The following is a 24,490-nucleotide window of genomic DNA, read 5'->3' on the forward strand; positions in this document are numbered from 1 at the left end:
TTGGCGGAGCGCTCCGCCGCGCAAGGCACGCTCGAGCCGCGCGTGGCGCGCCGCCTCGCCCGCGCCTCGGAGATGAAGGACACCACCGCATCGGACGCGATGACGCCGCGGACGCGCGTGCAGTTCCTGGATGCCGACGACACGGTGGTCGAGCTGCTGAGGGTCGCGGCCCGCACCGGTCACGCCCGGTTCCCGGTCATTGGAGAGAGCGTGGACGACATCATCGGCGTCGCGCACTTCAAGGCCGGCCTGGCCATCCCGGTGCGGCAGCGCAAGCTGACCACCATGCGCGACATCTGCCTGCCGGTCGAGTCGGTGCCCTCCACGATGCCGCTGAGCTCGGTGCTCGACGCGCTGCGCAAGGGCTCCCAGGTGGCGCTCGTAGTCGACGAGTACGGCGGCACGGACGGCATGGTGACGCTCGAGGACCTGGTCGAGGAGATCGTGGGCGAGATCGAGGACGAGCAGGACCGTCCCGTCGCCCGTTTTCGCCGCATCGGCGAGCGGCGCTGGTCGCTGTCCGGCCTGCTGCGTCCGGACGAGGCGGGCGACATCATGCACCTCGACATGCCCGATGCGCGCGAGTCCGACACGCTGGGCGGGCTCATCACGGAGCACCTCGAGCGGTTCGCGCGAGTGGGCGACGAGGTCGAGGTCGAGGCGCGCGACGAGGACAACCGCGACGAGGACGACATTCCCACTCCGGTGCTGGTGCGCATGACGGTGACGCGTCTCGACGGCCACCGCGTGGACCGGCTCATCGTGGAGGCGTTCCCGCCGCCCGATGAGGACGAGGACGACGACGAGGACGAGGACAGCAACGAGGGCTCTCGCCGCGGCTCGCGCCGCAGGCGCTCTCGTTCCGGCTCGGATGGGGAGTCCTCATCCGACTCAGAGACCGCAACGGAGGACGCAGATGTCTGACGGCGTCGCAATCATCGTCGCGATCGCGCTGCTGGCGGGCAACGCGTTCTTCGTGGGCGCCGAATTCGCCCTGATCTCGGCCAGGCGCACGCAGATCGAGCCTCGCGCCGCCGAGGGCTCCTACCCCGCCCGCATCACTGTGAGGGCGATGGAGAAGGTGTCGCTGATGATGGCTGGCGCTCAGCTGGGCATCACCATGTGCTCACTGGGCCTCGGCGCCATCGGCGAGCCTGCAGTCGCGCACCAGCTCGAGGTGCCCCTCGCGGCCATCGGCGTGACCGGCCCCTGGCTGCACGGCATCGCCTTCACGATCGCGCTCGCCATCGTCGTGTCGCTGCACATGGTGCTGGGCGAGATGGTGCCCAAGAACATCGCGATCGCCGGGCCGGAGCGCTCCGCGATCCTGCTCGGCCCACCGCTGTACCTGATCGTCACGATCCTGAAGCCGCTGATCTGGACGCTGAACGCGGTGTCCAACATGGTGCTGAGGGCGCTGAAGGTGAAGCCCACCGAGGAGATCGCCTCCGCGTTCAACGCGGACCAGGTGGCGGCATTCGTGGCGCAGTCTCGTCAGGAGGGGCTGCTGGACGAGGAATCGCACCGAGTGATGACGGGATCGATCTCGCTGTCGTTCGAGTCGATCCAGGGCGTGCTGACGCCGCTCGACGAGCTCGTGACGCTGCCGGTGGACGTCACTCCGCAGCGCGCGCAGAAGGAATGCGTCAAGACGGGCTTCTCGCGCTTCCCGCTGGTGAACGAGGACGACGACTTCGTGGGCTACCTGCACCTCAAGGACTTCGTGGACGTTCCGCGCGGGCACGGCACCAAGCCCATACCGACCGATGCGGTGCGGCCGCTCACCTTCATCGGTGCGGACACCTCGCTCGAGGAGGCGCTGACCGCCATGCAGGCGCGCGGCACCCACATCGCCCTGGTCAAGGACGAAGAGGACCGGGTGATCGGCGCCGCCATGCTCGAGGACGTCATCGAGCGGCTCGTCGGCGAGGTCGTGGACGCCGGCCAGGTGGTGGTCGCCGAGGCCTAGGGAGCGGCCACCGGGGACTTTCACTCGTCCCCTTCACTCATCCCCGCGCTCACCGGGCTGACCCGTTAGCCAACTCTTGCCCATTGAGCGCCGACCGCCCTGCTCAGTAGCCTCACCCACAACCGTGAGAGCGCGGGAATCGAGAAGGGGCGACACAGTGGATGGATCGATGGGCGCGGGCCAGCGCGCGAGCGATGGCAGCGAAACTGGCCGTAGGCACGGCGGCATCCATGAGGACGGTGCGGGGCTGCTGTGGTCGCGCCGACTCCGGATGGTCGCGGCCGCGGCGGCGTGCGCGGGCCTTCTCGCCGCGTGCTCGAGCGACTCCGGCGAGGACGAGGACGCGCCCGGCGAATCAGGCTCCTCTCCCGCAGCGACGGCCACCGAGGCGGCGCCCAGCACGGAGGGCGGCGCGGACCCGGCGTCCGACGTCGACGCAGACGCGAACGGCGACGGCGGCGATGCCGATGCGGGAGGCGGCCCCAGTTCCGCGACGGTGCAGTGGGACGGCGAGACCTACCAACTCGACAACGTGACGTGCCGCGATGAGCCGCTGGTGGCGAGGTACACCATGCTCGCCAACGGCACGGACGCCCCCACGCTCGGGGTCGTGATCGAGTACGACCCGACGGCGGACGAACCCGACCTCTCGCAGCCGAGCGACGTCAGCCTGTACTTCTCCGGCGGCGCGACCGTGGGTGAGGGCGAGGGCTACGACGCCAGCTATGACGAGGTCACCGGAGTCACGTCGAGCGAGGCGGGGGCCTCCGGCTCACTGCACCTCGGCCCCGAGGACGGCACGTCCGCGGCCGACGTGAACCCGGATGGTGGCCAGCTCGACTTCGAGGTCACCTGCGGCTGAGGCCTCAGTCACCGGGCGCGCAGAGGGGGGGCGCCCGGTGGCTGCTCAGCCCTTGGTGCGCTTGACCGCGCCGCGGCCCGCGGAGGTGAGGACGATCCGGTCGACCTTGCGATTGGCCAGGCGGTAGATCACGTAGATCAGCCATAGTCCGCCCGTCAGCAGCACCAGTATCGAGTTCCAGAACCAGCCCACGCGACGGGTGCGCGCGAGCACCACCTGTGACCGCGTGCGGGACTCGATGCCGTAGCCGCGACGGACGTAGCCGGCGACCTCTTTATCCATGGTGGGGTTCTTCACGATGCCTCCTCGTCCTCGAACGCACTGTCGTCGAAGGGCATCGGGGTGTCGCGATGCCGCCCCAGCCACACTACCGAGGCGGCGAGACCGCCCCAGATCACGATCGCGGAGACGGCCAGCAGGGCCCACGCATCGGCGCTCATCGCTCTCCCCCGTCCTTGGTGGCGCCCGGTCCGGCCGATGCGCCACCGGCCGATGCGCCCGAAGCGCCGGCGCGGAACGGCGCCTTCAGCTCCTCGGGGCTGGGCCAGGGCACGAAGTCGTCGTCCGCGCGCCGCCACCTCACCAACGGCATCACGACAGCCGTCACCAGCAGCACCGCGACGGCGCCCCATCCGAAGATGATCAGGAACCATCCGGGGTAGCCGTCGTAGCCCTCGGTCGCGAGGCTCACGGTGGTGTCGACCAGAATGTAGAGCAGCAGCATGGCCACGGCGTTGACGATGACGAGCCAGCCGAGGCCCACCTTCATGCTCGACAGCACGCTGAGGTGCCGCGCCAGCTCTCGCCCGCGACGCCCGAACCACAGGGTCACCGCGATCATCGCGACGGCGCCCACCACGATGCCCACCTGGTTGGCCCACTGGTCCACCACGTCGAGCACGTACAGCGCCGTCGTGGTGCCGAACAGCAGCATCGACAGGGTCGCGGAGGTGAGTCCCACCGTCAGTGCTCCGCGGCGCGGCGACCACGCGAACTTGTCCTGCAGGGCGGAGCTCACGGACTGGAGCACGGAGATCAGCGACGTCAGGCCCGCGATCACCAACGACGCGAAGAACAGCGCGCCGAACCACTGCCCACCGGGCATCTGCGCGATCACGGCGGGGAAGGTCACGAACGACAGCTGTACGCCGGCGATCCCCTCGAGGTCCGCCACCGCCACTCCTTCGCGAGCCGCGAGGAAGCCGAGGGTCGCGAACACGCCCAGGCCAGCGAGCAGCGAGAACGAGCTGTTGCCGAATGCCACCACCAGTGCCGGGCCGGTGAGGTTCGACCGCCGCGACCGGTACGAGGCGTACGTCAACATCACGCCGTATGCGAGCGAGAGCGAGAAGAACACCTGCCCGTAGGCGGCGATCCACACGTCGGGGCTGGTCAGCGCCGAGAAGTCGGGTGTGAACAGCGCCTCGACCCCTTCGGCCGCTCCGTCCAGCATGAGCGCCCGCACCACCAGGATGCCGAAGGTCACGACCAGCAGCGGGATGCCGATCACGTTGAGCTTCTCGACTCCGTGCGCGATGCCGAGCGCGAGCACCAGGATCGCGACGGCCCAGATCGCGGCCAGCGGGATCAGCACGCCGGGGACGAAGTCCAGCCCCACGCCCACGTCGCCCAGTTGCAGGAACTCGTCGTTGAAGAACGCGGCGGGGTCGCCGGCCCAGGCCAGGTCGAAGCTGAAGAAGAAGTAGCTGAGCGCCCACGCGATGATGACCGTGTAGTACAGCCCGATGACGAAGCAGATGGCGACGTGCCACCACCCCACGCCCTCGGCGCGCCGGGAGATGCGCCGGAAGGCCAGGGGCGCCGAGCCCCGGAATCGGTGGCCGATGGCGTTCTCGAGGAACAGGATCGGGATGCCAGCGGTGATGAGGGCGACCAGGTAGGGGATCATGAAGGCTCCCCCGCCGTTGTCGTACGCCTCGCCGGGGAACCGCCAGATGTTGCCCAGCCCCACGGCTGATCCGATCGCCGCCAGGATGAACGCGGTCTGGCCTGACCAGACTTCGCGCTTGCCACGACCGGCCTTCGATTCGGCCGATGCGGGGGTGGAGTCAGTGGGCACATTCACCTCGGTTCTGGTGCTGGCCCTCCGGGGGCGGGCCAGAGGGGTCCGAACTGGCACCAACATACGTCAAGCAGGACCGATACGCCGATCGCCGCATCGCCGTCACGGACATCCGCTCAGGTCGGCCGGCCTGACGGGGGCGATGCGTCGCGGCCGGGCCGCGCCTACCTCTTCCCGGCGGAGATCCACCCTTGCGCTCGAGTGCGCGCAGCCTCCACCGCGGCCCGGCGCGCGCGCAGCGCATCGGAATCGGTCGCGGCATCGGTCGACGCCTCGGTGTCGACCGCATCGGTCAGCCCGCGCAGCGCGTCGAGTCCCTGGGCGGCGGACAGCCCGCGCTCCTCGTTCGGAGCGGTCTCCTCGAGATCGTGAAGATCGCGGTCGAGGTCCAGCACACGGGGACGGGCGGCCTGCCACAGCGCGGTCGCCTCGGCGGCGCTGGGCTTGGACAGGATCTGGGGGATCAGCGACCCCTCGAACCACGCGAGCTCGGACCGGGCCTCCTCCAGGCCCTTGTCCCACGCGCGCCGCTTTGCGAACCACCGCCACCACACGGCCAGCAGCACCAGCGCGGCCACGGCCGCGAGAATCCATGGCCACCACACGGTCTCGGGCTCCTCCGCGGGCTCCTCGGCAGCGTCGACGGTCGCGCTCTCGGACGGCTCGGATTCGGGCGACGGCTCGGTTGGCGCTCCCTCCGACGTCTTGTCGGGGGCGGGCGCCGGCTCGGACGCCTCCGGCTCCGGATCGACGGCCCCGCTCTCGCTCGGGAACGGGTTCGGCAGTTCGCTGGGGAACTCGCTCGGCAACTCGCTCGGGAGGGGCGGGATGCTGATCTCCGGCAGGCTCGGACCGTCGATCTCGGGCAGCTCGTCGCACCCGCCCACACCAGTGAACAGGGACGCGCTCAATGCGAGCGCGCCGACAGACTTGGCTGAGATTCTCATCGGGAGGCTCCGTCCGGATCGAGTTCAGAGTCGAGTGCGGGATGCTGCCGGACCTGCGTACTGCTTCCACTCGACCCTAGCCGACGGCTGTCAGCCCTCGCGGATGGTCATCGACGCGATCCAGCGCCCCTCGGGCACGAACTCGAACCGTGACAGTTCCTCCGCCCCAGCCGCGGTCCAATCCACCACCACCATGATCACGTCGCCCTCGACGTCCACCTCTCGCAGTCTGAGGGTGCCGGTCGTTCCGACGAACTCGCTGTCGCTCCACGCCTTGATCTGGTCGCGGCCGCAGTACATGCGCCCCCAGTCGTCCACGTAGCCGCCGGGCGCAAAGGCGTCGAGGACCGCACACTCGTCGTGGCGGTTGACGGCGTCGATGAACGACGCGACGGGCTCCGGTGGGTGCAGCTCCGTCATGACGCGCTCCTTGCACTCAGCCCCTCAGCTGGTCCGGAACCCTCGCAACGCTTCGATTCTCGCTCAGCATCGGGTTCCGCGCCACCGGAGCGCCGCATCCGGCCGATGCGCGGGCGGGGGCCGCGAGCCCCTCGCCTCGGCGGGTTGCTAGGCGGGTTGCTAGGCGGCGACCGGCACCGCCGCGCGCCGCGTGATCCACCAGCCCAGCAGGGCGAACAGCGTCCCTGGCACGACCAGGATGAGGCCCAGCCACGTGGGCGCGAGGTACCCGAATCCCGCGGCGATCACCGTGCCACCGAGCAGCGCGCCCAGGCTGTTGCCGATGTTGAGGGCCGAGTGGTTGACGGCCGCCGCGAGGGTCTGACTGTCCTCGGCCACATCCATGAGCCGGGTCTGGATCGCGGGAGCAAGGCCTTGAGCGGCGGCGCCCACGAGGAACACGCCGACGAGCAGGCCCACCACCGACTCCGCGGTCAGGCCCAGCACGACGAGGGACAGCGCGAGACCTCCGAACAGCCAGAAGATCGCGCGCACGGCGCCCATCTGGTCCGCGAGCCGGCCACCGCCGAGAATCCCGATGGTGGTCCCGAGCCCGAGCACCGCCAGCACGATGGGCACGAAGGACGAGGACGTCCCGGTGACCTCCGTCGCCAGCGGCGACACGTAGCTGTAGACCGCGAAGAACCCGCCGAAGCCCAGGGACGCGGTGAGCAGCGCGGCCCACACCGCGGGTCGGCGGAACGCTCCCAGCTCGCGCCGGATGGTCGCGTTCGGGTTGGCCGCCGAGACGGGGATGACGGCCATCAGCGCGATCGTGGTCAGCGCGAAGAGCCCTGCCACCGCCAAATACGCGATGCGCCAACTGGACTGCTGGCCCAGATATGTGATGAGGGGCACGCCGATCACGCTCGCGATGGTCAGACCCACGAGGACATACGCGACGGCCTGGCCGCGCTTCTTGGGCCCCAGGATCTCCGCAGCGACCAGGGCCGCGACGCCAAAGTACGCGCCGTGAGGCAGTCCTGCCGCGAACCGGGCGGCCACCACCAGCTCAAACGTGGGAGCGAGCGCGGATGCGACGGTCCCGAGCGTGAACGCCACGCCCAGCCCCACGAGCACGGCCTTGCGGGGAAACCTCGCCGACGCCGCGGCAATCGTGGGCGCTCCGACGACCACGCCGAGCGCATAGGCGGTGATGAGCCAACCGGCGCGACCGATCGACTCCTCGGGATTGCTCACGGACAGGTCCGGGAGCAGATCGCGAGCGATCTCGGGCAGGAGCCCCATGGCCACGAACTCCGTGGATCCGATGGAGAAGCCGCCGAGGGCGAGGGCCAGCAGGGCCATCCGCGCGCGGACAGGGCTCATGGTCTTCACGTGTGGGCTCCGGCCTCGGTGCGAGCGCCGCGGGAGACGGCAGGAACGGTCTCGACGAACGTCCCCCACCACGCAACAGTGGGTCGGGTGATTCCGGTGGTGCGTGGCTGCACGGCCGTCCTTTCGAGGCGAGGAGGTTTAACGCTCACACTAGAAGACCGCACCGGGCAACACCAAAACGTGGAGGCCTCGAAGCGGCCGTCCTCGTTCCCCTTGCTGATGGGAAGTGCGGGATCTAGACTCAAATTTCGAGCGGCTCACGCACGGGGCGCGACGCGCCCTCTACGTGCTCGCTATCTATCGTGGAGGTGCTCAAGTGTCTGAAGTGCAGGAGTTGACGGTTCCGGTGGTCGCGCTTGCGCGGGACAACGATCAGTTTCGACGTGTGCTCTGGACGGGCGAGAACGCTCAGCTCGTGTTGATGGCGATTCCCGAAGGCGGGGAGATCGGCGGCGAGGTGCACGAGGGCCACGACCAACTGCTCTACTTCGTGGAAGGCACCGGGGTCGCAAAGATCGGTGATGTGGAAGCCGCGGTTGCCGCAGGCGACGTGAGCATTGTGCCGTCAGGCACCTTTCACAATTTTCGCAACACCGGTTCTGGAATGCTCAAACTTTTCACCACGTACAGCCCACCCGAGCACGACGCGGGAACCGAGCAGTCCACCAAGGCCGAGGCAGACGCCGGCTGAACCGTCAGGCGCCGATGACCGCCGGGTGATCTCGTGCTTGGCTGACCGACTGACCAACTGACCCACCGACCGTGCAGTGCGCAAAGGCGCCTCGCGGCTCGGGGTCTTCCCCAAGCCACGAGGCGCCTTGATGACTTTGCGCGCTGCAGACGGCTCAGACGTGACGGGTGTCGTCTACGCTGCGGCGCCCCGCGTGTCTAGAAGTAGTGGCGGCGTCCGCCCACGCTCTTGCCGAGGGCACCGAGGATGGCGAGGATGATGCCGATCACCAGAATGATGATGCCGATGGTCTGCAGGATGGAGATCGAGGCGAGGAGCCCGATCACGAAGAGAATGAGTCCAAGAATGATCATGGTGGTTCCAATCTGAGTTGGCACCAGCGGGGCCGGTGCGGTCAGGGTGTGGTCGTCAGCGAGGTGGGAACTACGCGACGGCCCGTGCGATGCGGCGAAGCGCTCAGCGGCGCTCGTCGGAGAAGACCACCGAGGTCCTGGCCTGTGAGGCGGACGAGTCGAGAGGGGCGTTCGGTGGCCCGGATGTCACGTCCGGTGCGCCGCTCTCAAGTCGCTCGAGCCGCATCAGGCGGGACTCCAGCTGACCGTAGGTGATGGCACGTTCGTGGCCGGCTGTCCTGAGGGGAAGCTCTTCGGCAGGCATTTCGCTCATGATGCTCCTCGGTTCCATACGTCAAGATGGTCGGTCGCCGAGGTCTGGAGCAACTGATCACACCGTAGCACGGTGTCATCATGCCTACTTGGACGCGGTTTGTCCGGCCGCTGAGGCGATGTCCTGAGCGCGGATCTCACGGCCGCTGATCCCCTCGGCCACCGCACGGATCGTGACGTTCCGGTCCCGCGAGTACTTCCTGATGAGCGCGAAGGCCTCGTCCATCGAAACCGACAGCGAGCTGGCGATCACGCCCTTCGCCTGCTCGATCATGACGCGACTGTCCAAGGCGCGGTGGAGCTGCTCCTCGATGAGCTGACTCTCGCGGATGACGCGTTCCTGGAGCAGGCCGATGGTGGCGACGTCGGCCAGCGCCTGGGCGACCGCGGCATCACGCGCGCTGACGTGCCCCGTGCGCTCGGCGAAGAGGTTCATGGTGCCGATGACTCGTCCCCGCAGCTTCATGGGGGTCGCCAGCGCAGAGTGGATGCCCTGCGCCAACGCGACTCTCCGGAACTCGGGCCACTTGGACTCTTCGTCATCGATGTCGCTCACCGAGACCGCGACTCCCCGCGTGTAGCACTCGATGCACGGGCCCGAATCGGCGGCGAGCTGCATGACCTCGACGAACTCGGCGGCCTCGCTCGTGGAGGTCATGAGCTGGAGTTCACCCGAGCCGTCGGCGAGCAGCAGCCCGCCTGCCTTCATGTCGAGAATCTCCACACAATCGTTGACGAGCGTGTGGAGCAGATCGACAGCGTCGAAGTCGGTGGTGAGCGTGTCTGCTACCGCGACGAAGGCGGCGCTGATGCGCGTCTCGCGTAGTTCCCCGTCCATGGTCATTCTCCTTCTTGGGTGGTGTCATCGTCAGGCAAGTTGTCAAAGGCGAGCCCGCCACGCACGACCTCGTGGGCGACCTCGGCGATGGGCCGACCGGTGGCGAACGAGTGTCCCTGGAGGCGAGAGAACGCATCGGTGGCGGAGATGTCGAGCTGCGCGATGATCATCCCGGTCGCCTGGTGGACCTCACGCCGGAGCGCGGGCGCCATGGGCGACTCCGCCGACCTGGGGTCGGTGGCCGAGCGCAGCGCCTGCTGCACGGCCCCCATCGCGACGCGGCCCGCGGCGAGAGATGCCTTCGCGATGAACTCCTGGTCCACGCTCCGCGCCTTCGTCGAGTACAGATCGACCACTCCCACGAGGGCCGCGCCCATGACCATCGGGAAGGCGAAGATCGACGCGATTCCCAGGCCACGGACGCCATCACTCAGCAGTGGCCAACGCGACTCGGTCGGTGCGTTGAGATCCGTGGCGAACACGGGTGCGCGGGAGGCCAGTGCGTCCCAGTGCGGCCCCTCCCCCAGTTCGAACTGGAGTGCCTCGGCGCGCGCCACCGTGGCGTCGCTCGAACACACCGTCGACTGCAGGCCGCCGTAGCTCACCACCGAGATGGAGGCACCTGACACTCCAAGGTCGGTGACGAACGGCGCGCACAGAGAGCCGGAGGTCGGCAAGGGGCGATCATCGGCGGGATCCGCGACGTGAGACATGGGGACCTCAGACCGTCGGTCGAGCCATGGGGGGACGCCGTGAGGGAGCGAGTCCGGTCTGGGGTGGCGTCACACCCTGACCATACCCGCCATGCAGCTGGGCGAGGCGAGCGACCACGTCGGACCCCCTCATAGCACTGGAGCGGGCTTGGGAGCCCAGAGCGCCGTGAGGTCGCTGGCGGACTGGGGCCGCGCGAAGTAGTAGCCCTGCAGCAGCGGGCAGCCGACCCGCGCCAGGTGCTCCGCCTGCTCCGAGGTCTCGACCCCCTCGGCGATGACCTTCAGGTCCAGGGTGCCAGCGACCCGCAGCACCCCTTCGATGAAGCGGAGCCTGCGCTCATCTGCGGGGATTCCCTGGACGATCGACCGGTCGAGCTTGGCCATGGTCGCGGGCAGGTCCAATAGGCGCGCCAACGACGAGTAGCCGGTGCCGAAGTCGTCGATGGACAGGGGGTGGCCACGGCGTTGGAGGTCCGCGAGCCGGTTGATGGCAGCCAGATCGGCCAGGTCGTCCTCGACGATCTCGAAACCCACCTGGCAGGGAGACAGCCCGGTGTCCGCGAGGGCGCGGTCGATGGTGTGGAGCAGGGCGTCGTCCGCGAGCTCGCGCGCACTCAGATTGATGTAGACGGTGTCGGGAGCGTCCTCCGCCAGGTCACGGCTCCAAGCGGCCAGATCCTGACAGGCCTGCGCGATGACCCATCGGCCGATCTCCACGATCAGGCCCTTTCTCACCGCGATGTCGATGAACACGTCAGCGGGGACCATGCCGTGGCCCGGCTGGTCCCAGCGCAGCAGCGCCTCGGCGGCCGCAACTCGCTGGGTGTCTGCGGAGACGATCGGCTGATAGTGCACTCGCAGCTCCCCGCGTTCGAGCGCGCCGATGAGGCGATGCTCGAGGTGGTGGACGTCGGCGATCTCCCCTTCCGGGAAACGGTCGCGGACCATCACCCGACCGGGACCGCTCTTCTTCGCGCTGTACATGGCGAAGTCGGCGTTCGCGATGAGTTCCTGTGCGGTGGTCGATGCAGTGGCGATGGCGGCGCCGATGCTGGCCGAGACCACGACCTCGACGTCTCCGACCCGGATCGGCGCCTGCATGGTGCGCTGGAGCCTGGTCGTCAGCGCGTCGACCCGCCTGCCGAGCTCGTCATGACTCTCGTGGGACAGCCCGCTGCACACGATGACGAACTCGTCGCCGGCGAACCGGGCCAACGTGTCCCCAGCGCGCAGGGTCGCGGAGAGCCGGCGCGCAATCTCGACCAGCACCGTGTCGGCGGTGAAGTGCCCGAACGTGTCGTTGACGTCCTTGAACAGGTCGAGATCCAGGAATACCGCGGCCACCCCGGCTCCGCTGCGGTCCGCGGCCCCGAGCGCCTGCTCCATGCGGTCCAACAGCAGCGTTCGGTTGGGAAGCCCGGTCAGGTCGTCGTGCATGGCCCGGTACGACAAGGCCTTGTGCGCGGACCGGGCGAGATCGCGATCGCTGGCCATCACCAGATACGAGACGGCAACGTCGGCAAGTGCTCGGGCGGCCTGGACATCCTCAGCGCTCCAGGTACGGGCCTGTTGGCAGTACAGGTCCAGCACGCCCCACGCCTGTCCCCGGCTGATGAGCGGAACGGCGAGCACGGAACGGATCTTCAGTTGCCTGGCCGACCGCTGAAGGTCCACCCAGCGTTCGTCGGTCCCCAGATCCTCGGAGGCGATCACCGACCCCGACGCGATCGCATCGGCTCCGGGCCCGGCCTGCAGACCCTCCTGCAACTGCTCCATGGACCGCACGCCCATGGCATAGGCGCCGTGGGAGTACGCAAAGACGTTGCGATCGTGGGCGCGTCGCAGGACTCCTGCGCCGTCCACGTCCATGGATTCCGTCGCGACCTGCGCCAGCGCTCTCAGCATCGCGTCACCAGTGAACTCCCCGGCGGCCATGTGGGACAGGTCAGCCGCGGCTGCGACCAACCTTTGTCCGTTGACCCGAGGGTCCACCGGGCGGGCGGGGTGAGACATGGGTGCTCCGTACCACTTCGTACTGAGAACTGCCCCTGTAGTCTCAAAGGCGAGCGCGTCAGTCTCAGTCTAACGCCCTCAGTTTCTCGGTCCCGTGGCGCCAGGCGGTGGTCCCTGAGCACGGACGGCGAGAGGAGCGGATCACGTGACGGAAGAATCGCAGGACGACGCGGCAGACCCCGCCGCTCGCGGCCCGCGTGGCGAGGCGTCGGCTCAGCATTCCGGGTCGCATAGCGGCGAGTACCAGTTGGCGGCGAGGCTCAGTCGGGTCGCGCGCCAGTTGGACGAACTCCAGACCCCCACGGCGACGTTGGACGAGATCGTGAGGACCGCCGTAGCAATGATCCCCGGAGCGGACGAGGGGTCCATCAGCCTCGTGATCGGACGCCGCACAGTGTGGTCCGAGGGGGCCACGGGCACGCTGCCCCGTGTCGTCGACGCGCTGCACGAGGACACTGGCGAGGGCCCGTGCATGGATGCCGCGTATCACCAGGAGACCATCCGGGTGCGCGACATGTCGACGGAGACGCGGTGGCCACTGTTCGCATCGCGCGCGGCCGATGCCGGGGCCCGCGGGATGCTGGCGCTCCAGCTCTTCGTCTCGGGCGACGACCTCGGCTCGCTGAACCTGTACTCCTACGAGGCGAACGCCTTCGGCGACGCGTCCGAGGACATCGGCCTCCTGTTCGCGTCCCATGCCGCGATCGCCTACGCGTCCGTCCGCCGGCAGGCGCAACTGACCGCGGCCGTATCGAGCCGCCTCGTCATCGGGCAGGCCCAAGACGTGCTGATACAGCGCTATGGGATGGACGAAGGAAGAGCGTTCCAGGTGCTGGTTCGCGCGAGCCAGCAGGCGAACGTCAAGCTCCGAGAGATCGCTCAGCAGACGGTGGACGCACGGGAGTTGCCGCCGTCCGTGAGGCCGCCCGACTTGAAGTGACCCGTGCCGGGCGGAACGCCTCTGGCGTCCGCACGCGAGGACGACGTCACCTCGTGACGAGCCACCGTCGTCCTACGGATGGAAGACGTCGACTACCAGTCGCGTCGGGTCCTCCAAAGCAAAAACCCTGAAGTCCTCGGCTGAGCTCACGCCGATGAATAACTGCTGGTTCCCCTCGAACAGGGCTCCGCGGGTCGCCTGCTCAATCACGCCGCTGGACTGCGGGATGATGCCTGCGGCTCCGCTCCAATCAACAGCCTCCTCCTCGGTCGGCAGCGCGGCACCCGTGATGGTGACCTCGAGCACGCTCTCGCCTGTCACGTCGAAGGTGTCGCCCGAGCCGACCTCCGTCGGGGTGTCGGTGTACTCGGCCGTCCAGGTGGGCTCGCCCTCACCCTCGAAGTCGATGACCAACCGGTCGAAGTCCTCGTGCACACCAAAACGCATGCCGGTGGGACTCAGACCGACCTCGTCTCCGGGGCCGGAGGTGCTCTGGTCTCCCTCCCCGAAGACCGGCTCATCCTCGACCGGGCCGTCCTCGTCCAGGGGTGTCTCGGACGTCGGCGTGACCGTCGGTGCGGTGGCCGGTCCGGAGCTGTCGCCCGAGCAGCCGGCAGCAAGAACGGAGCCGACTGCCACCAAGGCAACGAGTCGGATCAGGTGAGAACGTCGCATCGTATCGCTCCAGTCTTGGACGGCCGACGTCGCGGCGCCGACACGTGCGTGAACGTCTATTCGTATCCGAGGCGGGCGAAACGCGCAAAACGCCCGCTTGCCCGATGCGCGGGGTCCCTCAACGTCACACGCGCAGTTCGGCCAGTTCCCAAGCGTCTTCGTCGGCGTCCTGCTCGCGTTGCCTGTCGGCGGCGGCCCATTGTCGGACCATGGCTTCGTCCTGGGCGGTGATGGGTGGCCAGTCGAGTTCGGGTGGTGGCGGGACCTGAACGTCCAGCGCCGCCGATCCGCCTGGGCACGGAGTTCTCCCAGGATCAATGCTCGGTGGCGGGATGAACGACACCGACGACCTGGTCGCCACGATCTCCCAGCCTTGGTTGTGAATATCGTGATGACACCGGGTGCACAACATCACCCCGTTGTCGATGTCGGTCAGGCCGCCGTGCTGCCACCACCTGATGTGATGGGCCTCGCAATGCTGCGGCGGGGCATGACACTTCGCACACCCCCCATCCCGATGCAGCAACGCGATCCGTTGCTCATCGGTGAACAGCCGCTCCTCAACCCCCTGATCCAACACCTCGCTCTCGCCCCCGAGGACCTGCGGAATGATGCCCGCATCGCCCGATAAGCGCCTGAGCTCCCCGACCGAGACGGGCTGATCGATCCCATCGATACTGCCCAGACCCTGGCCACTCATCAGACCCGACTGGCTCATCCGCACGACGAGACTTGTCCGCACCCCGGACTTCTCCGTCTTCGTGCACCCCAAACAATGCCGGGCGAGCTCGAACAACGCATCAGCCCGCATCTGACCCACAGTTCGGGTATCAGAGCTCTTCTTGCGGCCCTTGCGGCGCACATCCCTGGTCGTCATCTGCTCCAGCACCGCAATGATTGGCGCAGCCGTCACAGCATCCATCTGACCGTGGAACACGACATTGCCGTCAGAGTCCTGCTTCCACCACAGGTACCGCTCTTCATGGTTGTGGCGCTCACGCTCTTTCAGGGCGGCAGCATCCGCACGGGCCACGGCGCGGGTCACCATCTTGCGCACCTCATGGGCAGACATCGACACCGCCCTGGACACCAGGCGCTCCTCCAACGCCACCAACGCCGCATCATCCAGGCTGCCCGCCAGCTTGTTCAGGCCCGCGACAATGAGGCTGGCGGCATCGACCGACAACTCGCCAGCCACGGACGCCGCGGCGACCGCCGGATACTTGGGTCGCGGAGCCGGCGCCGGCGCTGGCTCATCAAGCAAGCCCACCGGCCCATCGGTCGGCGGCGTCACTGGAACGAAGGCCTCCCCCGCCTCCATCGACTTCTGGGCGCCGGACTGCGTGCCCCCACGGACCTTCGACAACAACGTCTTCGCGTTCCCATGACCCTCACGCCTGGCCAGACCCCCGCCAGGCAGATCCGGGGACGACCGCCGCGCGATCTCGCCCGCGCATCGAGAACTCAACGCCCCCAACTGGCGCTCCAACTTCGCAATCGCACCATTGAGCCCCAGCAGCTCATCCTTCGACAGACCCGAGACATCACGAGACGCGAGCTCACCCACCAGGGCACTCACCCGCTCAATCTCCGCCGTCTCGATGGCCATACCGACAGTCAAGCACTCGCCTCTGACATCGCCGCAGCAAACGATTTACCAGGCGCAATGCTGCGCGATCCGCCACGGGCGACAGCGTCGCGCTTCCAGACGACCTGCAGGCCGCCGTCAGCTACGGCTGCGGGACCTGCCCATCGTTCGCCGTCAGCCCGGTCCTGCTCGAGGCGCCCGAGCGCGAGTCCACGCCGCTCGTCATCGAGGGCGGTGCGGTCAGCGCCGGCAGGGACCAGGCCGGCCTGATCGCGTTCTGGTCCGACGACGTGCTCGAGCTGGAACTCTTCCCCTACGAGGACCGCCCCATGACCGATCTCGCGACGCTGACGGTCTCCCTCCACCGGAGCGCTCAGTAGCACCGCGCAGCGCGGAGCGAACCAGCCCTCTCTCGCGTGCGAGGCTCCGGCCAGGTCGGTAATGTCGGTTGAGGACCAGCCACCGACGCTCACTCCAGAGAGGCACCCGTGCCAGGTCATACGCCGTCTTGGAAGCCGCAGAACCGCATGGCCGTCGTAGCCTGCCTCCTCGCCGCCAGCCTCATGGGAATCTCACAAACACCAGTGTTCGAAGGGTACGCGGCCTGGTTCTGGGGCCTCGCGATGGTGCTGCTCTTCGGCGCCCTCGTGGCGGCCCTCCGTTTTCCCTCCGCCGCCCGTCACCGATCGCCACAGCCCTAGCCACACCCCTCACCGCACCCCTGGCCACACCCGGGCGACGCCGCCCACTCGGACGTAGGAGTCACGCATGGCCCCCTCACACGCCTCGAGCGTCGCGCTCGTCACCGGAGCGGGCCGCGGGATCGGCGAGGCCATCGCGCGCAGGCTCCACGACGCCGGGCACACCGTCATCGTCACCGACGTGGCCATCAAGCGCGCGCAGTCCGTGGCCGCCTCGCTCGGCGAAAACGCCACCGCGGCAGAACTCGACGTCACCGACGAGAAGCAGTGGCGCAGCGTGATCGCCGACACCACTCGCGCACACGGCCGGCTCGACGTCCTGGTCAACAACGCCGGCGTCGCGATGGCCGCACCGCTGAGCAAGACCTCGCTCGAGAAGTGGGAGCGGGTGCTCTCCGTCAATCTCACGGGAGCGTTCCTAGGGTGCAAGGCGGCCGCCTCGGCGCTCGGGCGGGACGGCGGCGGCACCGTCATCAACATCGCGTCCGTGGACGGCATCCGCGGCCGCGAGGGCCTGCACGCCTACGCCGCGTCGAAGGCCGGGCTGCGAGGCCTCGGCCACACCTTGGCGGTGGAACTCGCCCCGCACAACGTCCGCGTCAACACCGTGCTGCCAGGCATGGTGCCCACCGCGATGACTAAGCGCGCGAACCCCGACGACCTCGACATCCCCCTGGGCCGCGCGGGCCAGGCGGACGAGGTCGCACGAGTGGTCGCGTTCCTGGCATCCGTCGACGCCACCTACATGACGGGCGCCGAGATCGTCGTGGACGGCGGCCTCACCGCAGGCATCCCGCACCGCCGCGAGCGCCAAGACCGCACCTAGCCCCCGCATCGGCCCTGCACCCCGTGCTGCCCGTCCTCGGTGTCCGGCAGCGGTGTCCGGCAGCGGGAAGCGCCGGCCGTCAGTCGTCTGAGTGGTTCCGAAACTCCTCTGGGACGGAGTCTGGGTCTCCGCTCGGGTCCAGGAAAAGATGGATGTGGTCGCCGCCCGACTCAAGCACAAGCGAGTCGAGCCTGGCCCCGCCCGCCTGCCACAGGCTGACGGCCTCGAGGCGGTCGCGCCCGACATCCGCCAGCAAGTCTTGCTGGCGACCGGCCTCGGAGGTTTGGGCCGCCGCAACATCCTCCACAGCCGAGCGCAGGAGCGCCACCGATCCGAGGAAGGCGGCCCGAGTCACGGCCTGGTCGTCGGTGCCCTGGCCGGTGGCCGACAGCGCGTCTTCGGCCTGGTCGAGCGCGGCAATCCACTCCTCGACGTGGGCCTCGGCCAGAGGACCGTCCTCCTGTGCCGCGGCACCCAGGTCGATCGCACCGGACCCGTCGTCCGGCGGGACGACGGCGGCGAGTCCTACGAGCACATCCCCGAGCAGGTCGTGCGCGACCTCCCCGGCCGCCGCCAGCTCCTCGGCGAGGACGGCGGACTCCTGCCGCTGACCCTCGGCGAGCTCGGCGGCGATGGACTCGATGGACCCGGGCTCGGGGGTCGCAGACGCCTGGGCCGCGCCATCGCCCGTGCTCTGGCGCCCGAGCACGCCGACCAGGGCGGCCCCCAGGACGGCTCCCACGAGCACCGACACCAGTGCCACGAAGGCGATGACCCGCCCGCGTGGAGCGGCCACCCTTGCCGACCCTGACGTCGATCCGCCTGCTGGTTCTGGTCCACTCGTGCTAGCCGCCACGGCCGCCACCTCCTTGTGATCGCCCCAAATGTACGTGATCCGCTTCACGGAACTGACGCGACTATATAAGTTGCAGGACACGCCAATTGTGCCTACCGTCGCATTGTGGCGGTCAACGAGGACCGCCCATTGACGATGTCTAGGAGTCCCTATGAACCGTCTGACACGTACGTCCCTGGCGGCCGCCCTAGGAGGCGTGCTCGCCCTTCCACTACTCGCCAGCGTTCCCGCCGGCGCAGCAGATGATGACGCTGCCGAGGTCGCCGCTGACGAGCCCTATGAGGTGCTCGTCGTCGGCAAGACGCTCGGCTTCCGCCACTCCAGCATCGACGAGGCCACGACAGCGATCATGGCCCTCGGCGACGCCAACGGGTTCACCGTCGATGTGTGGGACCCGCCCACCGAAGGCAACAGTTTCTGGGGTGACTCGCCCGGCCAGCCGGAGCGCACCCTGCCGAGCACGCCGTTCACCTCGGCGGAGGACCTCGAGCAGTACGCCACCGTCGTGTTCGTCTCCACCGTGGACGGCACGAACAACATGAACCCGGCGCTGCGGACGCTCCTCGACGAGTCGGAACTCGAGGCGTTCCAGGAGTACATCCGTGACGGCGGCGGTTACGCCGGCATCCACGCGGCGACCGACACGATGCACACGATCCCGTGGTACTCGGAACTGACCGGCGGCGGAGCGCGCTTTGTCGGCCACCCGAGAAACCAGGATGCGGTGCAGATCGTTGAGGACCAGACGCACCCCTCGACCGATCACCTTGGCGACACTTGGGATCGGTATGACGAGTGGTACAACTTCAACGTGTCGCCGCGCCCTGCCGTGCGCGTTCTCACCAGTCTCGACGAGACCACGTACAACGGCGGTTCCATGGGTGCGGACCACCCCCTGTCCTGGTGCCACAACTTCGAGGGTGCCCGCTCCTGGTACACCGGCGCCGGCCACACTGAGGCCTCGTTTGTCGAGCCGGCGTTCCTCGAGCACCTGCTCGGCGGCATCGAGTGGACCGCTGGCGCGGTCGACGGCGGCGGCAACTGCGTGACCTGGTACGAGGTCAACACGCTGATCGATGACCTGGTCGACGATGGCAGCGTCAGCGACAAGGCTGCGGACCGCATCACCAAGCAGCTGGACAAGGCACAGGCAAAGGCAGACGCCGGCGACCACACTGCGGCTGCGGGCAAGCTCAACGCCGTCTCAGCCCAGGTTCGGGCTCACGTGAAGGACGACGCCACTGCTGACTTGCTTCGTGGCAAGGTCGCCGACTTGCAGGAATGGCAGGCCGCGATCGACTGATCAACCACGGCCCTGGTGACACCAGGCCGCACGACCACAACCCTGCCGTCCCACTCGGGCGGCAGGGTTGTGGTGCGTCAGGGGGGCCTGACCACGGCAGGCGGGCCGATGCGCTCGTCGCCGCAGTGCCCACCGTCGCCTTGGCAGCCGGGCAGCCGGGCAGCCGGGCAGCCGGGCAGCCGATGCGCCCACGGACGGGGTCCGGCGCCATCAACCGAAATAGCGAATCGCGAACTCGGTGAAGAACCCGAACAGCACGCCCCACGCGATGATCGAGATCCCCATCCAGAAGTAGACGCTGCGTGCCGAGGCACCCAGCGCGACCATCGTGGGTCCGGTGAACTGGCTGGGAAGCGCCAGCGGGCCCAACAGGGACACGCCAGGCACGCCAAACCGGTCCATGTACTTGGCCACCTTCTGGCGGCGCTTGGTGGGCGCCACCGCATCGGCGCTCTTGCGCCCATTCAGCACGGCGGTGCGGGCGCGGCTGGCGCCTGCGATCAGCAGGAAGGTCGCGATCGCGTTGCCCACCGACGCGACCGCGACAGCGAGAACGGGTTCCATCTGCACGAGGATGCCGATGAAGCTGCCGAGGTACGACTCGATGAAGGGGATGGCGCTCACAAGAACCAACGCGCCGATCTGCTGCCAGGATTCGAGTTCGGACACGAACTCGAGCATGTGGAGGAAGAAGTCTCCGATTCCGTCAAACAACATGAGTGATCCTTACGGGTTGAAGAGTGTCCGGGAGTCTCGTGGTCGAGTACGCCCCGGATCTTGACGGCCTCAGAGTCTCCGAAATCGCGTTCCGCCAGAAGTGTCACCGGGTCACCAGTTCGAGGTGACACGGCGTCACTATCGCCGGGCCCCGTCACCAGCCAGGATGGGTACCGAGAGCACGCCACCCGACCGCCCCGAAGGGAGTGCGAGAGCCCATGACAGTCCCCGAAGTGCGGCCGCTCACCCGCATGCGCACCATCACGACGGTGACGATTGTGTGCACCGTCGGGTTCGTCGGCGTCTTCACGCTCATCGTCTCGGCCGGGCCGTGGTGGCACGTCGCGCTGGTCGTGCCGGGCCTGATCCTCGCCCTGTGGGTGGCGAGCACATGGCACTCCCCTCCTCGTCGCGCTGTCCTCGTAGGCGCTCTGGCCGTCGCCGAGGCGACCTGGGCCGTCGCGGTCCTGGTGGGCGTCGACATCTCAGCGGTCCTCCCGGTCGCCGCCATCGGTGGCGTGGCCGTCGCCACGATGGGCGACTTGCGTCGGCTGGGCGCTCTCGGGCTGCTGGTGATGGTCGGGGCCACCGCGCTGCTGAGCCAAGTGAACCATCCCGACTCCACGATCGGCTACCTCACCGCCTCGCTCCTCTACACCGCCCTGTTCGTGGCGACGTTCTGGCTCAACGACGTCGCGTGGCGGCTGTTCACCGAGCTCGACGAGATGCGCGGCAAGGAGGCCGAGCTCGCGGTGGTCAAGGAGCGCATGCGGTTCGCGGCCGACCTGCACGACATCCAGGGCCACACCCTTCACGTCATCAAGCTCAAGGCGGCCGTCGCGGCGCGGCTCCAGCACACCGACCCCGAGCGCGTGGCGCACGAGCTGGCCGAGATCGAGCGGCTCACCGGCGAGACCATCGATCAGGCGCAGCAGCTGGTGAACTCGACCCGGCAATTGTCCTTCGCGTCCGAGCTCGTCAACGCGACCGCGCTCATGACCGCGGCCGGCATGGAGGTCGACGTCTCGGGCGGAGACACTCGCATTGCGGCGGACGAGGAGCTCTTCGCGCTCGTCCTGCGCGAGGGGACCACCAACATCCTGCGGCACCCGGTTGCGCGCAACGTCAGCATCGCGATTACGGCCGATGCGCTTGACATCACCAACGACGGCGCCACCGGCACGGTGCGGCCCGAGCGGGGCCTCGCGGCCCTGCGCGAGCGGGTCGCCCAGTCTGGTGGGGCGCTTGAGGTATCGCATGAGGCCGATGCGTTCACGCTCAGCCTCACGTGCGGACGGCTGGCGGCATGACGATCCGGGTGGTGCTCGCCGACGATGAAGGCCTGATCCGCACCGCACTCGCTACCCTGCTCCCGCTCGAGGGCGACATCGAGGTAGTCGCCGAGGCCTCGGACGGGCACCAAGCGCTAGCGGCTTTCAAGGCGCACCTGCCCGATGTGCTGGTGCTCGACCTCGAGATGCCGGGACTCGATGGGCTCGACGTCGCTGGTGCAGTGCTCGCGGAGCATCCCGTCCAGTCGATCCTGATGCTCACGCGGCATGCGCGCCCCGGCATGCTCCGCAGTGCCCTGAAGCTGGGAGTGCGCGGCTTCCTCGGCAAGCACTCAGCGCCCGACACGATCGCGGAGGCGATCGCCCACGTCGCCGGTGGCGGGCGTCATGTGGACCCGAGCGTCTCTGCTCAGGCCCTGATCGACGACTCCCCTCTTACCGAGCGTGAAAAGGATGTGCTGAGAGTCGCGAGCGACGGCTACTCGGTCACCGACATGTCGAAGATCCTTCACCTCGCGCCGGGCACTGTGCGCAACTACCTCTCGAGCGCGATCGGCAAGACTCACACCACCACTCGGCACGATGCCGCGCGCTATGCGCGTGAGCAGGGGTGGGTCTAGTGTCTGCGCGCGACACCTTGAACTTGGGTGGGCTTTGTGTTGGCTGGACCCCTCACGCCCGGGTAGAACCTATACACACAGATGCACGAACTAGTACGTTCAATACATGCCAGAACATGCCGCAGACGGTCCAGCTGTTCCAAAGGACGGCCCGCTCACGCGGATCGCGGTCTCGGGCTTCAAGTCGATCGGAGACGAGCAGACGATCGAGATTGCGCCTTTGACCGTGCTGGCGGGGGCGAATAGCGCCGGCAAGTCGAGCTTCTTGCAGCCTCTGTTGCTCATGAAGCAGACTCTCGAATCCACGTTTGACCCAGGCCCGTTGCTGCTCCATGGGCCGAACGCGCGCTTCACCCAGGTCGACCAGCTCTTTTCTAAGCGGCTTGGCGGTAGCCCGAGAGTTCAGTTTGCCGTCTCGTTCGCTCGCGGAAGCGACTCGCGCGCCGTCACCTACGGGAAGGATGACGGTGCACTTGAGATCCGTAGTGATGTCGTGAAAAACCATTCTGCAACCTACGCATTAGGGCCGGGCCTCTCAAGGACTGCAAAGAAGAATCTCGAAGAGCGCTTTGCGGAATTCTTGGGCGGTAGCGATGACAAGAATGCAGGACCATTGTGGGCTCCGAGGGCGACCACGCACCGAAACAGATGTTTCATGGAGGCCCGAATGCACATCTCTTTGGGCGAGCGCGGCGACGATGCTTTTGAACACACGCTCGCGGGTCCGCCACTCGGATTCGACTGGCCCGGGATGCTGCAGAACCTGATACACGTGCCGGGCCTGCGCGGAAATCCAGAACGCGAGTACCCAAGAACGGCCGTCTCGACACGATTCCCAGGCGCATTTGATGACTACGTCGCCAGTATCATCTACGACTGGTCTGAGGGGCATGACGTTCGCCTAAGGGAGCTAGGGGAAGATCTTCAGACACTGGGACTCACATGGAAGGTCACCGCGGACCAACTTGATGACGTGCGACTGGCGCTGCGCGTAGGACGTACCCTACAGTCTGGCCGGGGTGGAGCGCAGGATCTCGTGAGCCTCGCCGATGTCGGCTTCGGCGTGAGCCAGGTGTTGCCCGTCCTCGTCGCGCTTCGCGTTGCAAAAAAGGGTCAACATGTTCTCCTCGAACAACCAGAGCTCCACCTTCATCCGCGAGCTCAGTACGCGCTCGGCGGAATTCTGATGGAGGCGGCATCGCGGGGCGTCCTCGTCATTATCGAGACCCACAGTTCGCTGCTCTTGCGAAGCATTCAAACAGAGATTGCCCGCACTGGCATCGACCCTCGAACAGTCTCGATGAATTGGTTTGAACGCGACACTGAGAGCGGCTTCGCCCGAGTGAGTGCAGCAGAGGTCGGCCCCGACGGGTCGGTGGGAGAGTGGCCTGTCGACTTCGACGACGTCGCCGCGGCGGCGGACTGGCATTATCTGGAGGCCGCGAGCGAGCGAGACTCTAGGTGAAATCCTACGTAATTGTCGATGCCAGTATCGGGCGGACAGCTTCGACAACCGCCCGATCCTTAGATGCCGCTACCTGCGCTGGGATTCTCAACGAGATCTCCAGCAAGCCGCCTGAAAAGAGTGTTGTACTAATCACGACGCCTGCGTGGCGACTCGAATGGGAACACGTCTGTAGGGGACACATCGCGACGCGATTCCTCGCGACGATGAAGTCCAAACGGCGAGTCGACCCACGAGGTGACGTTCGATGCGCCAGCCTCCGCGTTGCCGTGGAAAACGCAACACAGGAGGTAGCTGGCGAACTAGCGAAAGACTTCCACCTCTCTGAAACCGCGATAGCGTCGGGCGCCCCGGTCATTTCGCGCGACGACAAGCAACGCGAGTTGCTAATGCACCTTCGAAGTGAAGTTCCAGAACTCAAGACGGTCTCTTGGGTTAGTGCGTCTTACCGCCGACATGAGGTCCTCAAATGGGTGACGGAGGGCTGCAATGTCCCTTTTCGCGAACTCGGCTGAGCCTATAGATCCTGCGCGACCTCACATTGGTTGGCTCTTGAGGCCTAGCCCCAAAATTCTGCGCGGTAGCCGCACCGAACACCCCGTCCGCAACTAGCGCCCCCGCCCCGGCCACTCATGCAACGACTCGGGCTCCGCCCAGCAGGTTTCGCACTGCCGGGTTCTTGAGTGCATTCACTCCGTATGGTGTCTGATCCACTGAGCAGAGGCCACCGCACGCGCAAGCTCGATGATTGCGACCACGACCTCGAGAGTGCGAACGGCCCCGGCTACGCTTCGAGTGCGAACGCGATTAGCTGTAGTGCCCAGGGAGGTTGTTGAACCTGGTGATGGGTGGGACCTTGCCGATGGCTGAGTGGTTGCGGTGGTGGTTGTAGTAGTGCATCCACGATCCTAGGGCTGCTCGGCGGCTCT

The 24,490-nt window shown here is 67.5% G+C and carries 26 protein-coding genes; 10 read left to right on the forward strand and 16 right to left on the reverse strand.

What is annotated here, in order from left to right; translation table 11 throughout:
* From ACNI14_RS12635 to ACNI14_RS12645, 3 genes are all read left to right on the forward strand, one after another.
* A partial coding sequence (locus ACNI14_RS12635; RefSeq protein WP_420520406.1) for a hemolysin family protein occupies positions 1–924 on the forward strand: 924 nt, incomplete at its 5' end.
* Positions 917–1,969, forward strand: coding sequence for a hemolysin family protein (locus ACNI14_RS12640; protein ID WP_420520407.1), 1,053 nt, complete (start codon positions 917–919; stop codon positions 1,967–1,969). The genes ACNI14_RS12635 and ACNI14_RS12640, both read left to right, overlap by 8 nt.
* Positions 1,970–2,126: 157 nt before the next feature.
* A complete protein-coding gene (locus tag ACNI14_RS12645; protein ID WP_420520408.1) occupies positions 2,127–2,831 on the forward strand; it encodes a hypothetical protein in 705 nt (234 codons plus the stop codon).
* A gap of 45 nt (positions 2,832–2,876) precedes the next feature.
* Here the strand turns inward: ACNI14_RS12645 and ACNI14_RS12650 are convergent, their stop codons facing one another.
* The 6 genes from ACNI14_RS12650 to ACNI14_RS12675 form a co-directional block, all read right to left on the reverse strand.
* Positions 2,877–3,128 (reverse strand): DUF8108 domain-containing protein, encoded by a 252-nt coding sequence (locus ACNI14_RS12650; RefSeq protein ID WP_420520409.1) that lies wholly within the window; start codon positions 3,126–3,128, stop codon positions 2,877–2,879.
* Positions 3,125–3,271 carry a MetS family NSS transporter small subunit gene (locus ACNI14_RS12655; protein WP_420520410.1) on the reverse strand — a complete coding sequence of 49 codons (147 nt, stop codon included), beginning with the start codon at positions 3,269–3,271 and terminating at the stop codon, positions 3,125–3,127. The genes ACNI14_RS12650 and ACNI14_RS12655 overlap by 4 nt, the downstream gene beginning before the upstream one ends.
* Positions 3,268–4,911, reverse strand: a complete 1,644-nt coding sequence (locus ACNI14_RS12660; RefSeq protein ID WP_420520411.1) for a sodium-dependent transporter — start codon at positions 4,909–4,911, stop codon at positions 3,268–3,270. Before ACNI14_RS12660 ends, ACNI14_RS12655 begins: the two co-directional genes overlap by 4 nt.
* A 167-nt stretch (positions 4,912–5,078) precedes the next feature.
* A complete protein-coding gene (locus ACNI14_RS12665; protein WP_420520412.1) occupies positions 5,079–5,861 on the reverse strand; it encodes a hypothetical protein in 783 nt (260 codons plus the stop codon).
* A 90-nt stretch (positions 5,862–5,951) separates the two neighbouring features.
* On the reverse strand, positions 5,952–6,281 hold the full coding sequence (locus tag ACNI14_RS12670) for a nuclear transport factor 2 family protein (protein WP_420520413.1): 330 nt from the start codon (positions 6,279–6,281) through the stop codon (positions 5,952–5,954).
* 159 nt (positions 6,282–6,440) lie between these two features.
* Positions 6,441–7,649 carry an MFS transporter gene (locus ACNI14_RS12675; RefSeq protein WP_420520414.1) on the reverse strand — a complete coding sequence of 403 codons (1,209 nt, stop codon included), beginning with the start codon at positions 7,647–7,649 and terminating at the stop codon, positions 6,441–6,443.
* Between the two features lie 325 nt (positions 7,650–7,974).
* Between ACNI14_RS12675 and ACNI14_RS12680 the strand changes: the two genes are divergently transcribed.
* Positions 7,975–8,349, forward strand: coding sequence for a cupin domain-containing protein (locus ACNI14_RS12680; protein ID WP_420520415.1), 375 nt, complete (start codon positions 7,975–7,977; stop codon positions 8,347–8,349).
* 197 nt (positions 8,350–8,546) lie between these two features.
* Here ACNI14_RS12680 and ACNI14_RS12685 read toward each other — a convergent pair whose 3' ends face one another.
* The 5 genes from ACNI14_RS12685 to ACNI14_RS12705 form a co-directional block, all read right to left on the reverse strand.
* On the reverse strand, positions 8,547–8,702 hold the full coding sequence (locus ACNI14_RS12685) for a DUF6131 family protein (protein ID WP_420520416.1): 156 nt from the start codon (positions 8,700–8,702) through the stop codon (positions 8,547–8,549).
* Positions 8,703–8,805: 103 nt separating this feature from the next.
* Positions 8,806–9,015, reverse strand: a complete 210-nt coding sequence (locus ACNI14_RS12690; RefSeq protein ID WP_420520417.1) for a hypothetical protein — start codon at positions 9,013–9,015, stop codon at positions 8,806–8,808.
* A gap of 84 nt (positions 9,016–9,099) precedes the next feature.
* Positions 9,100–9,852 (reverse strand): GAF and ANTAR domain-containing protein, encoded by a 753-nt coding sequence (locus ACNI14_RS12695; RefSeq protein ID WP_420520418.1) that lies wholly within the window; start codon positions 9,850–9,852, stop codon positions 9,100–9,102.
* Between the two features lie 2 nt (positions 9,853–9,854).
* Positions 9,855–10,565 carry a GAF and ANTAR domain-containing protein gene (locus ACNI14_RS12700; RefSeq protein ID WP_420520419.1) on the reverse strand — a complete coding sequence of 237 codons (711 nt, stop codon included), beginning with the start codon at positions 10,563–10,565 and terminating at the stop codon, positions 9,855–9,857.
* A 129-nt stretch (positions 10,566–10,694) separates the two neighbouring features.
* Positions 10,695–12,578: a putative bifunctional diguanylate cyclase/phosphodiesterase gene (locus ACNI14_RS12705; RefSeq protein WP_420520420.1), complete on the reverse strand. Its 1,884-nt coding sequence runs from the start codon at positions 12,576–12,578 to the stop codon at positions 10,695–10,697.
* A gap of 145 nt (positions 12,579–12,723) precedes the next feature.
* On the opposite strand from ACNI14_RS12705, the gene ACNI14_RS12710 reads away from it, so the two are divergent.
* A complete protein-coding gene (locus tag ACNI14_RS12710; RefSeq protein WP_420520421.1) occupies positions 12,724–13,518 on the forward strand; it encodes a GAF and ANTAR domain-containing protein in 795 nt (264 codons plus the stop codon).
* 72 nt (positions 13,519–13,590) lie between these two features.
* On the opposite strand, the gene ACNI14_RS12715 is transcribed toward ACNI14_RS12710, so the two are convergent.
* A complete protein-coding gene (locus tag ACNI14_RS12715; protein WP_420520422.1) occupies positions 13,591–14,157 on the reverse strand; it encodes an AMIN-like domain-containing (lipo)protein in 567 nt (188 codons plus the stop codon).
* A gap of 160 nt (positions 14,158–14,317) precedes the next feature.
* Positions 14,318–15,802 (reverse strand): HNH endonuclease signature motif containing protein, encoded by a 1,485-nt coding sequence (locus ACNI14_RS12720; RefSeq protein ID WP_420520423.1) that lies wholly within the window; start codon positions 15,800–15,802, stop codon positions 14,318–14,320.
* A gap of 747 nt (positions 15,803–16,549) precedes the next feature.
* Here ACNI14_RS12720 and ACNI14_RS12725 point away from each other — a divergent pair.
* Positions 16,550–17,308 carry an SDR family NAD(P)-dependent oxidoreductase gene (locus tag ACNI14_RS12725; RefSeq protein ID WP_420520424.1) on the forward strand — a complete coding sequence of 253 codons (759 nt, stop codon included), beginning with the start codon at positions 16,550–16,552 and terminating at the stop codon, positions 17,306–17,308.
* A 79-nt stretch (positions 17,309–17,387) separates the two neighbouring features.
* Here ACNI14_RS12725 and ACNI14_RS12730 read toward each other — a convergent pair whose 3' ends face one another.
* On the reverse strand, positions 17,388–18,104 hold the full coding sequence (locus ACNI14_RS12730) for a hypothetical protein (protein ID WP_420520425.1): 717 nt from the start codon (positions 18,102–18,104) through the stop codon (positions 17,388–17,390).
* Positions 18,105–18,315: 211 nt separating this feature from the next.
* Between ACNI14_RS12730 and ACNI14_RS12735 the strand changes: the two genes are divergently transcribed.
* Entirely contained in the window at positions 18,316–19,467 is a 1,152-nt protein-coding gene (locus ACNI14_RS12735) for a ThuA domain-containing protein (protein WP_420520426.1), read from the forward strand.
* Between the two features lie 210 nt (positions 19,468–19,677).
* On the opposite strand, the gene ACNI14_RS12740 is transcribed toward ACNI14_RS12735, so the two are convergent.
* Entirely contained in the window at positions 19,678–20,184 is a 507-nt protein-coding gene (locus ACNI14_RS12740; RefSeq protein ID WP_420520427.1) for a hypothetical protein, read from the reverse strand.
* A 218-nt stretch (positions 20,185–20,402) separates the two neighbouring features.
* Between ACNI14_RS12740 and ACNI14_RS12745 the strand changes: the two genes are divergently transcribed.
* From ACNI14_RS12745 to ACNI14_RS12755, 3 genes are all read left to right on the forward strand, one after another.
* Positions 20,403–21,494: a sensor histidine kinase gene (locus tag ACNI14_RS12745; RefSeq protein ID WP_420520428.1), complete on the forward strand. Its 1,092-nt coding sequence runs from the start codon at positions 20,403–20,405 to the stop codon at positions 21,492–21,494.
* On the forward strand, positions 21,491–22,096 hold the full coding sequence (locus ACNI14_RS12750; RefSeq protein ID WP_420520429.1) for a response regulator transcription factor: 606 nt from the start codon (positions 21,491–21,493) through the stop codon (positions 22,094–22,096). The genes ACNI14_RS12745 and ACNI14_RS12750 overlap by 4 nt, the downstream gene beginning before the upstream one ends.
* A gap of 106 nt (positions 22,097–22,202) precedes the next feature.
* Positions 22,203–23,561, forward strand: coding sequence for an AAA family ATPase (locus tag ACNI14_RS12755; RefSeq protein WP_420520430.1), 1,359 nt, complete (start codon positions 22,203–22,205; stop codon positions 23,559–23,561).
* A gap of 807 nt (positions 23,562–24,368) precedes the next feature.
* On the opposite strand, the gene ACNI14_RS12760 is transcribed toward ACNI14_RS12755, so the two are convergent.
* Positions 24,369–24,490 (reverse strand): integrase core domain-containing protein (locus tag ACNI14_RS12760; protein WP_420518432.1); only part of this gene is annotated, 122 nt, incomplete at its 5' end.

Source organism: Demequina pilifera, from assembly GCF_048814985.1.
Classification (GTDB): domain Bacteria; phylum Actinomycetota; class Actinomycetes; order Actinomycetales; family Demequinaceae; genus Demequina.